The organism is Pseudoalteromonas sp. DL-6, assembly GCF_004328665.1.
In the GTDB taxonomy this organism is placed as follows: Bacteria; Pseudomonadota; Gammaproteobacteria; order Enterobacterales; family Alteromonadaceae; genus Pseudoalteromonas.
On the sequence record NZ_CP019770.1, the window covers coordinates 2,329,683 to 2,342,373 of the forward strand.

The 12,691-nt window shown below is 40.8% G+C and carries 11 protein-coding genes; 3 read left to right on the forward strand and 8 right to left on the reverse strand.

Annotation, left to right across the window (positions count from 1 at the left end):
• Positions 1 to 7 precede the first annotated feature (7 nt).
• Positions 8 to 1,432 carry a sigma-54 dependent transcriptional regulator gene (locus B1F84_RS10875; protein WP_131691406.1) on the reverse strand — a complete coding sequence of 475 codons (1,425 nt, stop codon included), beginning with the start codon at positions 1,430 to 1,432 and terminating at the stop codon, positions 8 to 10.
• On the reverse strand, positions 1,425 to 2,540 hold the full coding sequence (locus B1F84_RS10880) for an ATP-binding protein (protein WP_131691407.1): 1,116 nt from the start codon (positions 2,538 to 2,540) through the stop codon (positions 1,425 to 1,427). The genes B1F84_RS10875 and B1F84_RS10880 overlap by 8 nt, the downstream gene beginning before the upstream one ends.
• Positions 2,541 to 2,669: 129 nt before the next feature.
• On the opposite strand from B1F84_RS10880, the gene B1F84_RS10885 reads away from it, so the two are divergent.
• Positions 2,670 to 3,257, forward strand: a complete 588-nt coding sequence (locus B1F84_RS10885) for a DNA-3-methyladenine glycosylase I (RefSeq protein ID WP_205988821.1) — start codon at positions 2,670 to 2,672, stop codon at positions 3,255 to 3,257.
• A 99-nt stretch (positions 3,258 to 3,356) separates the two neighbouring features.
• Here the strand turns inward: B1F84_RS10885 and B1F84_RS10890 are convergent, their stop codons facing one another.
• Positions 3,357 to 4,793 (reverse strand): sigma-54-dependent Fis family transcriptional regulator, encoded by a 1,437-nt coding sequence (locus B1F84_RS10890; protein WP_131691409.1) that lies wholly within the window; start codon positions 4,791 to 4,793, stop codon positions 3,357 to 3,359.
• A gap of 365 nt (positions 4,794 to 5,158) precedes the next feature.
• Between B1F84_RS10890 and fliS the strand changes: the two genes are divergently transcribed.
• Complete coding sequence (fliS, locus tag B1F84_RS10895; protein ID WP_008112168.1) at positions 5,159 to 5,554, forward strand: flagellar export chaperone FliS; 396 nt, start codon at positions 5,159 to 5,161, stop codon at positions 5,552 to 5,554.
• Entirely contained in the window at positions 5,554 to 5,877 is a 324-nt protein-coding gene (locus B1F84_RS10900; RefSeq protein ID WP_131691410.1) for a hypothetical protein, read from the forward strand. Before fliS ends, B1F84_RS10900 begins: the two co-directional genes overlap by 1 nt.
• Positions 5,878 to 6,065: 188 nt before the next feature.
• Here B1F84_RS10900 and fliD read toward each other — a convergent pair whose 3' ends face one another.
• The 5 genes from fliD to flgL all read right to left on the reverse strand — a co-directional run bounded on the left by fliD (position 6,066) and on the right by flgL (position 12,689).
• Positions 6,066 to 7,490 carry a flagellar filament capping protein FliD gene (fliD, locus tag B1F84_RS10905; protein WP_131691411.1) on the reverse strand — a complete coding sequence of 475 codons (1,425 nt, stop codon included), beginning with the start codon at positions 7,488 to 7,490 and terminating at the stop codon, positions 6,066 to 6,068.
• Positions 7,491 to 7,517: 27 nt separating this feature from the next.
• Positions 7,518 to 7,904, reverse strand: coding sequence for a flagellar protein FlaG (locus tag B1F84_RS10910; RefSeq protein ID WP_076918284.1), 387 nt, complete (start codon positions 7,902 to 7,904; stop codon positions 7,518 to 7,520).
• A 100-nt stretch (positions 7,905 to 8,004) separates the two neighbouring features.
• A complete protein-coding gene (locus B1F84_RS10915) occupies positions 8,005 to 9,486 on the reverse strand; it encodes a flagellin (RefSeq protein WP_131691412.1) in 1,482 nt (493 codons plus the stop codon).
• A gap of 216 nt (positions 9,487 to 9,702) precedes the next feature.
• Positions 9,703 to 11,154: a flagellin gene (locus B1F84_RS10920; RefSeq protein WP_096038660.1), complete on the reverse strand. Its 1,452-nt coding sequence runs from the start codon at positions 11,152 to 11,154 to the stop codon at positions 9,703 to 9,705.
• A 275-nt stretch (positions 11,155 to 11,429) separates the two neighbouring features.
• On the reverse strand, positions 11,430 to 12,689 hold the full coding sequence (gene flgL, locus B1F84_RS10925) for a flagellar hook-associated protein FlgL (RefSeq protein ID WP_131691413.1): 1,260 nt from the start codon (positions 12,687 to 12,689) through the stop codon (positions 11,430 to 11,432).
• Between the last annotated feature and the right edge of the window lie 2 nt (positions 12,690 to 12,691).

A 12,691-nucleotide genomic window follows, 5' to 3' on the forward strand; every position in this document is an offset into this window, starting at 1 on the left:
GTTGAAGTTATGCAGGGAGGGAAATACCTAAGTCGCGCATTTGCGCTAATTTGTAACGTAAAGTACGTGGACTAATACCTAAGGTTTCGGCCACTTCTTTACGCTTTCCTTGACAACGCGCCAAGGTTTCTAAAATAATGCGATGTTCTTTATCTTTAAGCTCATCTTTATAACTCCCCGTGTCTAAGGCGAGCAAATCATTTTTTTGTTCATCTTCGGGTATTGTTTTTTCATCATAATAAGCATTACTGAAGCTATTATTTGTAGGCTCAGGCACTGACGTTGTTTCAACCACAAACTGAGTTGGCGTTAAATTTTCGATAAAAATCGCATGCTCATCAATAGTACTGCCACTGCGTAAAATTAAAGCGCGTTGGATAACGTTATCCAGTTCACGAACATTACCCGGCCAGCTATGGCTAAGCAGTTTTTGTTCAGCGCTTGTATCTAGGTACGCCATTGGCTCTTTACTTTTACTTAAATGGCGTTCAATTAAGTGTTTCGCCAGCACAATAATATCACCTGGGCGTTCACACAGAGGCCGCCACAGCAAAGGGAAAACATTAAGTCGATAATATAAATCTTCGCGGAACTGATTATCAGCAACTGCCTCTTTTAATTCGCGGTTACTGGTAGCAAGCACACGTACATCTAGTGAAATAGTTTTTCGACCACCTAAACGCTCAACTTCGCGTTCTTGCAATACCCGCAGTAATTTGGCTTGTAAGCCTAAATCCATCTCGGTAATTTCATCAAGTAAGATAGTTCCTCCCTGCGCTTGTTCAAACTTACCTGGACAGGCCTGAATGGCACCGGTAAACGCGCCTTTTTCGTAGCCAAATAAAGTAGCTTCAAGCATGTTTTCCGGAATAGCAGCACAGTTAATCGCTACAAACGGTTCATTACAGCGCTTTGACTTGTCATGAATATAGCGCGCCAGCACTTCTTTACCTGAGCCACTTGGCCCAAGCACCATCACACTGGCATCTGAACGCGCCACTTTACTAGCAAGTTCGAGTAATTGAATACTACTAGGATCGGCAACAATGGGACCGTCTGTTTCTTTTTCCTTTTCAGGCAAGTAACGGCTCACCATATTCAATAAGACTTCTGGGGCAAATGGCTTAGCCATATAATCGATGGCGCCTAAGCGCATTGCCTCAACCGCATCATCAATGGTGGCATAGGCTGTCATCATCAGTACGGGTAAATCAGGGTGATTTAATTTAATACTACGTAATAAATCTAGGCCACTCATTGCGCCCATTTGCACATCACTGACCACCAGTGAAAATGCGTCTTTTTTTAATAGCAACATGGCTTGCTCAGCACTGTTGGCTGCTATGCAAGCGATGCCCGACATTTCTAAAGTATCAATTAATGCTTCACGAAGTCCGGCGTCGTCTTCTACAACTAAAATAGTGTTACTCATGTGACTCCCCTAATTTAGATGTGACACTAATAGGCAGCAACATACTGAAAATTGCTCCCCCATGTGGGTTGTTGTTTGCCTCAACCCGCCCTTGGTGTGCACCGGCTACCGAACTAACAACGGCAAGCCCTAAGCCTGTACCTTGGCTTTTAGTGGTATAAAAAGGCTCAAATATTTTCTCGCTCTGGCCTAGGTCAATACCTGGACCATTGTCACTAACGCTAATGCGCACAAAGTCAGCGTTTTGCTTATCGCGCAAAGCGCTAAGCTGCACCTGAGCGTCACTGCCGATAACTTGAATACTGTTATGAATAAGATTTTGAATAGCGCTTGCCAATGCGGTTTTATTACCCATAATTTCTATATCGGGTTCAGGTAAGCTTACATTTAATTCGCTATCATTGAGCGCTACCATGGCATCAGCACCGGCTTTAACTTCACTGAGTAACTGTTGCATCGACACTTGCTCAACCACCTGCTGATCACCACTTTTGGCAAATAGCAGCATGTCGTTTACTTGGGTTTCTAAATCTTTTAAACGAGACATTAATTTAGTGTGAAAACTGCCGCGTGAGGCTTCTGGTAAACGCTTTGAGCCTAAGTTGGCAGCGTATAACATAGCCGCCGATAAAGGAGTACGCACTTGATGAGCCAAAGATGCGACCATTTTACCTAACGCGCTTAAACGCTGCATATGCGCTACCCGCTTTTGTAAGCGTCGGGTTTCGGTTAAGTCGGTCATTAGTATAAGTTGCCCAGGCTCTGGCGCAAGCGCAGTAATATCGAGCTTTATTAAGCGCCCATCTTTTAACGACACTTCATGACCATCATCTTGATGAGGGCGAAATGAGCGCTGAATAACGCTAAACCATTTCTCCCCTTCTAATGGTTCACCGAGCATATCGATAGCAATTTGGTTCGCCTTAGCAATCATTCCTTTACCATCGAGTACAATCACGCCCGCAGGCATAGTATCAACTAAATGAGAAAGCCAACTTGCCTGTTGACGCAAATCACTCAACTCACCAACATACTCCTCTTGCAGTAAACATGGGTTATACTGATTAGCAGAAATAAACTGGGGTTTTAGCACACTTGCAAGGGCCATAATCAACTCTCTAAAATAATGTAGATGCAATGGCTAATGCACAATGTGTACCAAAATTATTTACTAGTAAATTCAATAAATTAAACCAACAAAACGTGTGTCGTAAAAATGACGCGCAAAGGAACATGCATGAATAAAGAGACTCACTGCCGCTGCCCATGGTTAGATACCTCAAAGCCCGACTATGTGGATTACCATGACCATGAATGGGGCGTTCCTGTGTATGACGATCAACTACTTTTTGAGTTTTTGACATTAGAATCGGCACAAGCGGGACTCAGCTGGTATACCATATTAAAAAAGCGTGAGAATTATAAAAATGCCTTCGCCAATTTTGATGTACGCAAAATAGCGGCCTTTACTGAACACGACATAGAAAAATTAATGCAAAATGTGGGTATAGTTCGCAATCGCTTAAAAATTGTCGCAGCAATTAATAACGCAAAATGCTTTATTACTATTCAAGAAGAATTTGGCAGCTTTAGTGATTATCAGTGGCGGTTTGTTGGAAATAAACCTCAGGTAAACGATTTAGAAACGCTGGCCGATTACCCCGCAGTTACTGAGGCATCAACATTATTTGCAAAAGATTTAAAAAAGCGTGGCTTTAAATTTTTAGGCCCAACCACAGTGTATGCCTATATGCAGGCGTGTGGAATGGTCAACGATCATAGTAATAATTGTTTTAGGAAGGAAGAAATTAAAAAGCTCGGCTAGGAGCGGGTTACGAGACACGAGGTAAACCGGCTCTAAAAGTTAAGCGCAGTGTTTATTTTTCTAACCTAACACCTAGCGCCTAGTACCTGCACTTAACTCTCAATCTCTAGAAAGGTTATATTTTTTCATTTTTTCAACCAGTGTGGTTCGCCTTACGCCTAGCACTTCAGCAGCACGGGCAACAACGTAATCAAAGCGCTCTAATGCCTGGGTGATTAAGTTAATTTCAAGCTCAGCTAAGTACTCTTTAAGTTCAATACCTTCATCAGGCAATAACCCAGGGGCCGCTTGAGCAAAATCATCTTCGAGATCTATTTCGTCTTCGCTAAATCCGCCGCTAAAAATATCATTAAATGCATCACGCTCCATCAGTTCTTCTGGGTACTGAGGCTCATAAGCTTCAACTTCAATATAGCGGTATTTATTTGGTAAATCAGGAACATCCACCACTTTATCAGGAAACATAATAACCATACGCTCAACAAGATTAGCCAGCTCACGAATATTACCCGGCCAAGAATGCTCTTTTAAACTATCGATAGCGCGCTCTGTAAACTTAGCAGTGGTGCCACTTTGTTCATTTACGCGGCGCATAAGCTCTTTAAGTAGCAAAGGAATGTCTTCTGCACGCTGTGCAAGCGAAGGGCTTTCAATAGGAAAAACATTGAGACGATAGTACAAGTCTTCTCGAAACGAGCCTTTTTCAATCATGCTTTCAAGGTCACGGTGGGTTGCAGCAATTACACGTACATCGGCTTGAATCGCTTTAGTACCGCCAACGCGCTCATAGCTACGCTCTTGTAGTACTCGCAATAGCTTAACCTGCATTTGCAGTGGCATATCCCCTATTTCATCTAAAAATAGGGTGCCACCTTGCGCCAATTCAAACCGGCCTTTACGTGCTGAAATAGCCCCGGTAAATGCACCTTTTTCATGGCCAAATAATTCACTTTCTAGTAGCTCTGCAGGAATTGCCCCACAGTTTACTGGTACAAATGGGCCTTTGTTACGCTTAGACAGCAGATGCACGTTACGAGCAACGACTTCTTTACCCGTGCCCGACTCACCTAAAATAAGCACGTTGGCATCGGTTTTAGCAACTTGAGTAATTAAAAAGCGTAAATCTTTTACGGCTTTGGTTTCACCTACAAGTCCATCAAAGGTGCTTTTTTCTTTATTATGTTGATGCTCATGAGGCAGCATACGCTGATATTGCTGACAATCATGTAGTAACTGAGTTGTAACTTCATGAGTAAATGGCTCACAAATTAGTCCAACAACATTGGCGAGACTCAGTAGCGGTTTGAGCGTTTCACCAATCAGTAAAAAAGGAAATGTTGGATAGCGTTTAATTAAACTTTCATGATCTAAAGACTGCAACGCCCCTAACACCACAATACATTCTTTATTATGGTACTGGCTACACGCCTGCTCAAAGTCAGCTTCAGTTTGCAATTGTACCGCTTCACCAATAAAAGTAAGCGATGCATATAATCCAATAGAGCGATTGTTATTATTGTCTAAAATTAAGATCATCTTTAGCGAGCCATTTATTTCACTAATTTGTTTTATTAATCAAATTGTAAGCCAGTTGGATTTGGATGCAAGCAATAGCGGCGATTTTTTGACATTAACGCCAAAAAACAGACACCCGCCCTGTAAAGCCAATACTTTATAACTAATAACTCTTTAGCTATTTATAACGGCATACCTACTTAGGATGAATTATCTAACACGTTTTGCCACTGATAAGGATGCGACTCTACACAGAAGAAACTCATAAAAAGTGCTATTATTACTTAAAGGTGTGACTGTTTTTGCCGATAAGTAATAGTCAAACTTATGTTGGAACTAAACTTGCTTAAGGTTCTACACAGTAATTAAAATTTGAGGAATTACCTATGGCTCATGCATCAATCAATAAATACCGTCAAATAACAGTTAGCAGCGTTAAAGAGATGACTCCCTACGACCAAGTTAAACTCGTGTTTGTAAATATTGTTGGCAAGCTCTCTGCTGCAAAAGGATTTATTGAACGTAAAGAGTTAGAAAAAAAAGGCAACGCAATCTCTGATTGTATTGTGTTACTTGGTGCGTTGCAGCAAGTGTTAAATTTTGAAGACAATAATGAAGTATCAACTAACTTAGACTCTTTGTACGATTACTGTCAGCGTTGTTTATTAACTGCAAACCTTGAAAACAACATTGATAAAATTGATGAAGTAATTACCTTAATTAAAGAGATTAAGTCAGGCTGGGAAGCAATTCCATTCGAACAAAGAGAACCACAACTGTAATGACTTTAAAGCAGGTTACGAGCTCACAAATTACTGATAGTAAGACCAGAGACTACTGCAATGAGCTGGTTAGTTTGATTGCTGACTCTCAGGATTGGGATATTGAGCAAGCACTGAATATTCATAGCCGGTTAGACAGTTACATGAATGAATCTTTAAAGCATGACGACGGTTTATATTCTGAATCTGAGCTTGAGTTTTTAATCGCATTTGTGGCAAAGCTTTCAACACTATTTGATAGCGAAAAACAAAAGTTAGCGATAGAAATTATAAAGAAACAAAAAAGCAAAGGTGCAGTGAATAAGTATAAATCTAATATTTAAAAATATTATTTACTTTAGCTCCCCCTATTTTATTCCCCTTTACAGAGTGATTAAGCAGATTTTTCACTCTGTATTTTTATTTCCTCAAGCCTCACTATAAAACAACACAGTTAGTTACTAACAATCGAACAAACATAAAAAAACCCGACTCATAAGCCAGGCTTTATTTGCTAAACAAGGTTAATTGTTTAGCTAGACTTTTTAACCACACCAGGTAGGTTAGCTAATTGCTGTTGCAAGTAACTCCCTGTCGAGTTTAGGTTAGCAACGAGTAAATCCATTGCGTTGTACTGGCTATATAATCGCTCTTCATATTTAGCCATACGGGTATTAAACTTTTCTACGTCAGTTTCTAGTTTAGAAATTTGTGATTCGCGGCCTTCTATACGAGAGCTGATAATACCATCAGACGCAGTATAGCCTTTAATCACCGTGTCTAGCTGACCAACAAAACCATCACCATCATTTTCACCAACGAAAAACGTTTGAATAGCTTGTGGATCGCTTTCTACCGCAGTTTTAAGCGCATCAGAATCAATACTTAATTTACCTGAACGCTCCGTTCTAATACCAAAATTAGCTAAAAAGTCGGTATTACCATTACCCGTACTAAATTCTGAGGTTAATAACGAGCGAACTTGATTTACAGAGCCTCTAAGTAATGAATCACCCGCAAGCGCACCTACCCCCTCTTCAGCACTAGAGCGACCTAACTGATTTGATAAATCAATAAACGCATTAAACTTTTCTACAAACGATTTTAATCCAGCCGAAACGTTATTATTGTTCTCTGTTATCGTTGCTTTACTTAAATCATCATCTGCGTTGTGCGTTTTTTTGGCATTAATGGTGACACCCTCAATGACATCTTTAAATTCATTTGTACTGCTCGTCGCAACAAGCGTCCCATCAATCGTAATTGAGGCATCGGTCGCTGCCGTTACTTCGTTTAGGTTTTCAGCATAAGTTGCTGATGCTGTATCACTATCATAGGCAAGGCGAGATAAACCCAAGGCATCTGTATTATTGCCATCAGAGACATCATCAACCACAATTTTTATTGCGTTTTCTGCGCCAGTCTCCTTACTTGATAATACCAATCGCTGCCCCGTATCATCGGTAATAATAGTGGCATTAACTGAGTCGTTATCGGTAGAATTATTAATAGCATCACGAATATCAGCAAGGGTTGCTGTATCTGACACATCAATATTAAAATTATTACTACCTGAACTAATGGTTAGCTTACCCTCACCCACGGCCTCATCACCTGCTATGGCACTTGAGGTTAACTTGTGGTTTTCAGCTAAGCTGTTTACTTTTATAGAATAGTTGTTAGTTTGCGCGTTTTTTTCAGAGCTTAAAGAAACAAAGTCGTCACCACCACTGATAGTACGCTTTTGAAAGTTTTCGATGTCCCCCAATGATTCTAGTGAACCATTAAGCTCTTCTAAAGACGCTTTTAAGGTCCCTACCGCAGAAATGTCCGTAGTAAAGTTTGCTTGCTGTTGTGTTACCCGTGCTTGATAAGGAGCTTTTTCAGCATTGACTAAAGCAGTTACAATTTCATTAACTTGAAGCCCTGAACCTATACCTGTAAATGAAATAGCCATAATACTTACCCTCTTAAATTGCTCAAACTAAACTTTAAAATCAACTAACACGCCAGTGGCTTCTGCTAATTTAGCAACAATACCTAATACTTCTTCAGAGGGATATTGCTTAACTAAATCACCGCTTTCTTTATCAATTACCTTAATAACATTACGGCCAGAATCTTCATCTACTTTAAACTGTAGGCTACGATTCATTTCGCCCATAAAGTCCTGCAATTGCTGTACCACCTTCTCTAGTTTTTCAGGTGACAACTCAGTTTCAGAGACTGCACTATTACTTGCCGTGGTGGTGATGGATGTATTCTTTTGCTCATCGGTGTTTTGCTTAACTTGTGATGGGGCTTGGTAACTTGAGCTAACCTCACCTTTTTGCGCTGAGCTGATATTTAGATTTAAACTTTGCGTTTCCATAATTCGCTCCTACTATAAAGCGATATAAAGCTTTATACCTATACAAGAAAGGAAGGGTTGCCCCTTCCTTAGTAGTTAAAGTATAGAGCTTATTGTTAAATTAACCTAATAAGCTAAGTGCTGCCTGTGGTAACTGGTTAGACTGAGCTAAGATTGTTGTACCAGCCTGTTGCATAATCTGGTTCTTAGTTAGTTTAGCCGTTTCTGCAGCGTAATCTGTATCTTCGATGCGGCTTTTAGAAGCTGATACGTTTTCTGATACGTTTGCAAGGTTAGCGATGGTAAAGCCAAAACGGTTTTGTACCGCACCTAAGTCTGCACGTTGTGCATCAATTTGCGCAAGCGCCGCATCAATTGTTTCGATTGCGTTTTGTGCACCAGCACTAGTTGTACCAGAAATATCAACAGTCTCTACTGAAACTAATTTACTTGTACCACCTGTTGCTCCGATAGCTGCAGCGCCAGTTCCTAAAACTTCGTTTGCCGTAGTACCTGATACACCAATTTTATCAGGTGAGCTTAGGCTTAATGAAGATGTAACGCTCATTGCAGCATTTGCACTAGCAACCTGAGCACCAGCTGTTAAGTTATTTTCTAAGCTTACGGTTGCATTAGCAGTGGTAGAGCCAGTAATCTGAATACCATCAACACCTTCAGTTTTAAGCGTTAGTTTACCGCCGTTTACAACTGCATCGTAACCATCTGCCTGCAAGTCAGCTGCTAAGCGGTCAATATCACCACCATAGTTAGCTAAGTCGTAAGAATCAGCACCTACGCCATCATCAGCACCATCAACCACACCTGAAGCGCCTGTAGCGGTGTTACCAATTTCTAAGATACCGTCATCACCGGCACCTAGCGCAGAGATTGTTACATCTAATTTTGCAGTTGCAGTCACACCTGCAGCAGCCTCATTAATTGTAGTGGCAATTGTTGCAGCGCCATCGCCAGCACCAACCGCTGTACTTTTACCATTTATAACTAATGCAGCATCAGCAGTAGTTGCTGTAGTTAACGCTGTTGCAGCAGCAGCAACACCTAAAACACTACCTGCACCTTCAATTTTGTTTGCGCCAATGGCATCAGCAGAAACATCACGCAGACTTACGTTGATTGTTTCGTTAGCGTTTGAACCCACTTGGAATTGTTTAGTACCGAACGAGCCATCTAGTAAGCTTGTACCACCAAATTTAGTCGTTTCAGCGATACGAGTAAGCTCTTGCTGTAATGCGCCCACTTCTTTTTGTAGTGCGGCACGAGCGTTTGCATCGTTTGAACCATTAGCTGATTGCAAAGATAGGTCACGCATACGTTGTAAGATGTTTGATGACTCTTGCATCGCACCTTCAGCGGTTTGCGACATTGAAATACCGTCATTCGCGTTACGCTGAGCAACACCTAAACCATTAATTTGTGAAGAAAGACGGTTCGCAATTTGTAGACCTGCCGCATCATCTTTCGCACTGTTAATTTTCATACCAGATGAAAGACGTTGCATTGATGTACCTAATGCGTCGCTAGATTTTGATAAGTTTCTTTGTGCATTTAGTGATGCAACGTTAGTATTTACTGATAAAGCCATGTTATAACTCCTGATTACTTTCGTAATGTAACTAATTGATTTTAACCAAGAGCCATCACAATAAAAATCTGTTCAAGCTCCGTTCTAATTAAGTTAACGGCCGTTATAAAATTACCTTTAGCTTTTTTTTAAAAAAAACAGTAAAAACTTTTAATTGATTGAAATACAGACAAAAAAGCCAAGCATATTTGCTTGGCTTTTTATAGTTAGCGGATATTAGCCACCTAAAAGACTTAATGCTGCCTGTGGCAACTGGTTTGCCTGAGACAAAATAGTGGTACCTGCTTGTTGCATTATTTGGTTTTTAGTTAGTGTTGCGGTTTCAAGCGCGTAATCAGTATCTTGAATACGACTGCGAGAAGCTGACACATTCTCAGATACGTTAGCAAGGTTGGCAATGGTAAAACCAAAACGGTTTTGTACCGCACCTAAGTCTGCACGCTGGGCGTCAATTTGCGCAAGCGCCGCATCTATAGTGTTAATCGCAGACTGCGCACCCGCACTAGTCGTACCTGATATATCAACACTTTCAACAGATGTTAATTCACCAGAACCACCGGTAGCTGAAATATTTGTACCGCCTAGAATATCATCTACATCAGTACCCGATATGCCAATTTTTTCTGACGAAGATAAGGTCAGTGATGATGAAACACTGATATCATTATTGGTAGCGCCACCAGCTACTGGCGTACCACCTGTTGCATTGTTAGCAATAGTAGCTGTACCGGCAGTACCTGTCATTTGAATACCATCAACGCCTTCAGCTTTTAGTGTTAACGAACCATCGTCTACGATTGCATCATAGCCATCGGCTTGCAGCTTTTCAGCAAGACGATCAAGATCACCACCAAATTCTGATAGTTTATACGTATCAACCGCAGCGCCAGCTTTGCGAAGAGTTAAGTCACTGTTATCCGCTGATGTCAGTCCTGCAATAGTGACATCTAATTTTGCAGTTGCAACTACGCCTGTTGCCTCTTTGTTAATGGTATCGGCTATTTCAGCAGCTCCCTTACCCGTAACACCTGCATCAGGGATTGCAACACCATTAATATTTAGTCCTGCCGTAGCAACTGCACCTGTTGCCGTAGCAAGCGGTGCTGTTTGTGTTGCAACAGCACCCAGTAACGTACTGTTTCCTTTTACTTCATATGCACCAATAGCGTTTGCAGCAACATTACGCAAACTTACATTAATGGTTTCATTCGCATTTGCACCTACCTGAAACTGTTTAGTACCAAAAGTGCCGTCAAGTAAGCTGGTGCCACCAAATTTAGTGGTATCTGCAATTCGAGTGAGCTCTTGTTGCAAGGCTGCTACTTCTTTTTGCAGTGATGCACGGTCAACCGCACTATTTGAACCATTCGCCGATTGCAGTGATAAGTCACGCATACGTTGCAGAATATTTGCTGACTCTTGCATTGCACCTTCAGCAGTTTGCGCCATAGAAATACCATCGTTGGCATTACGCTGAGCAACCGTTAGGCCATTTACCTGAGACGTTAGTCGGTTGGCAATTTGTAAACCTGCAGCATCGTCTTTTGCGCTATTAATACGCAAACCAGATGATAGTCTCTGCATTGAGGTTTCAAGTGCCATGCTAGATTTAGATAGATTGCGTTGCCCATTAAGTGATGCAACATTTGTATTTACGCTTAAAGCCATTTTACCATCTCCTAGTTTCAATCAGAATGTGGTTCAAAATATTTAAGCAAAAACCACACTGTCTATGACTAGTTGAATGCATTACTTGTGCCAACTAATAATAAAATATTAAACCCATGTTTTATAACAACTAAATAACGTTTATTACGGTATTTAATAAATAGTGAGCATTTTTTTGACAGGAGAGAAAAAGGGGGGTGACAGTTTTTTGCCGCTTCGTTAAGGCAAGTTATTACCTATTTTTCCTAAAAGTAATAACCTGCCTTGGATGGTATTTATAAATAATCGAATAATGAGAGTTTAGCCAAACGACCAAAAGTCGCTTGTGAGGCCTGTAATCCAGACTCATGTTTTGTGAGATCGCTAATCGCTTCAGCGGCATCAATTTCAATCAGGCTGGATCTGTTTTCTTGATTATTAATATCTAGTGCACTGTTTGAATCGGTTACACGCTCAACCACATTCATGCGCCCACCTAAGCCAGCTTGTGTAAATACAATTTGCTCACTGGCGTTTTTAAGCTGAATTAACCCATCTGATAATGCTTGGTTGATTTGCGCTTCATCAAGTTGATCGTCATTTAGGCTGATGATCAGATCTTGCAGCGTATTTAACACATTTTCTTTACTTGGTTTTTCAAGGGTAAAATCAAGCTGTCCTGGTGCTGCTCCTTCGAGTTGAATTTCCATACCAGCAAATTCAATCGGTTCGTCGGTTACTTCACCCGTAACGGGTGGCACAAGCGAGGCGCCGTCTCGTAATATTTCATACTGATCAGGCGCTGAGGGTGTTGCCCCTGGGATCACATTAACGTTATAGGTATTGATCGTTGGAGAAATTAGTGGATCTGGGTCTGAGTTATAATTAGCTTTGTGAAAACGGTCAAACTCACCTTGATTTTCAACATACACTGTTCCAGCGATAATTCCGCCCGTTGGCGCTCCATCGTTTGAAACTACATCTAGTCGCGCATCTACGCGTTCAAATACATTAAAGCCATTATCGCTTGATTTGATCTCAACCCCTTTTGCGATCGTTACCTCGTGCTGACCTTGATCGCCTTGGTATTCATATTTGCCATTAGTGCTATTAAATGTATATGTTTGAATATTATCTTGATAGCCAGAAAAAAGGTATTTACCTCCTTCCGACTGGCTATTCATTAAATTTAGTAACGACTTTTGTAACTCTTGCAGTTCACCCGCTACCGCCGCTAAGTCATCTTTACTTAACGAACCGTTACCCGCTTGTATAGTTAACATTTGAGCTTCTAAAATAGTGTCGTTCATACCTTGTAACAAGCTTTCTTCGGTTTCTAAACGCCCTTTTAGCTGGTTAATATTTTTGGTCAGCTGCTCATTAGTTTCTATTTTATTGGTGTACAACATCCCTTGCGATATAGCAGCTGGGTTTTCAGAGGTACTCAAATATTTTTGACCCGTGGTAACACGCTCTTGCGCACCTGCTACATTTTGTTGATTCTCAAGTATTTTATTAATGTTATTTTGATACATTAAATTATTTGATAAACGCATAA

Coding starts and splice junctions, on each gene's coding strand:
- B1F84_RS10915 (WP_131691412.1), bottom strand. CDS start 9,486: ATGGCTTTATCAGTAAATACTAACGTTGCATCACTAAATGCACAAAGA.
- B1F84_RS10880 (WP_131691407.1), bottom strand. CDS start 2,540: ATGGCCCTTGCAAGTGTGCTAAAACCCCAGTTTATTTCTGCTAATCAG.
- flgL (WP_131691413.1), bottom strand. CDS start 12,689: ATGCGTTTATCAAATAATTTAATGTATCAAAATAACATTAATAAAATA.
- fliD (WP_131691411.1), bottom strand. CDS start 7,490: ATGGCTATTTCATTTACAGGTATAGGTTCAGGGCTTCAAGTTAATGAA.
- B1F84_RS10910 (WP_076918284.1), bottom strand. CDS start 7,904: ATGGAAACGCAAAGTTTAAATCTAAATATCAGCTCAGCGCAAAAAGGT.
- B1F84_RS10920 (WP_096038660.1), bottom strand. CDS start 11,154: ATGGCTTTAAGCGTAAATACAAATGTTGCATCACTTAATGGGCAACGC.
- B1F84_RS10890 (WP_131691409.1), bottom strand. CDS start 4,793: ATGATCTTAATTTTAGACAATAATAACAATCGCTCTATTGGATTATAT.
- B1F84_RS10885 (WP_205988821.1), top strand. CDS start 2,670: ATGAATAAAGAGACTCACTGCCGCTGCCCATGGTTAGATACCTCAAAG.
- B1F84_RS10875 (WP_131691406.1), bottom strand. CDS start 1,432: ATGAGTAACACTATTTTAGTTGTAGAAGACGACGCCGGACTTCGTGAA.
- B1F84_RS10900 (WP_131691410.1), top strand. CDS start 5,554: ATGACTTTAAAGCAGGTTACGAGCTCACAAATTACTGATAGTAAGACC.
- fliS (WP_008112168.1), top strand. CDS start 5,159: ATGGCTCATGCATCAATCAATAAATACCGTCAAATAACAGTTAGCAGC.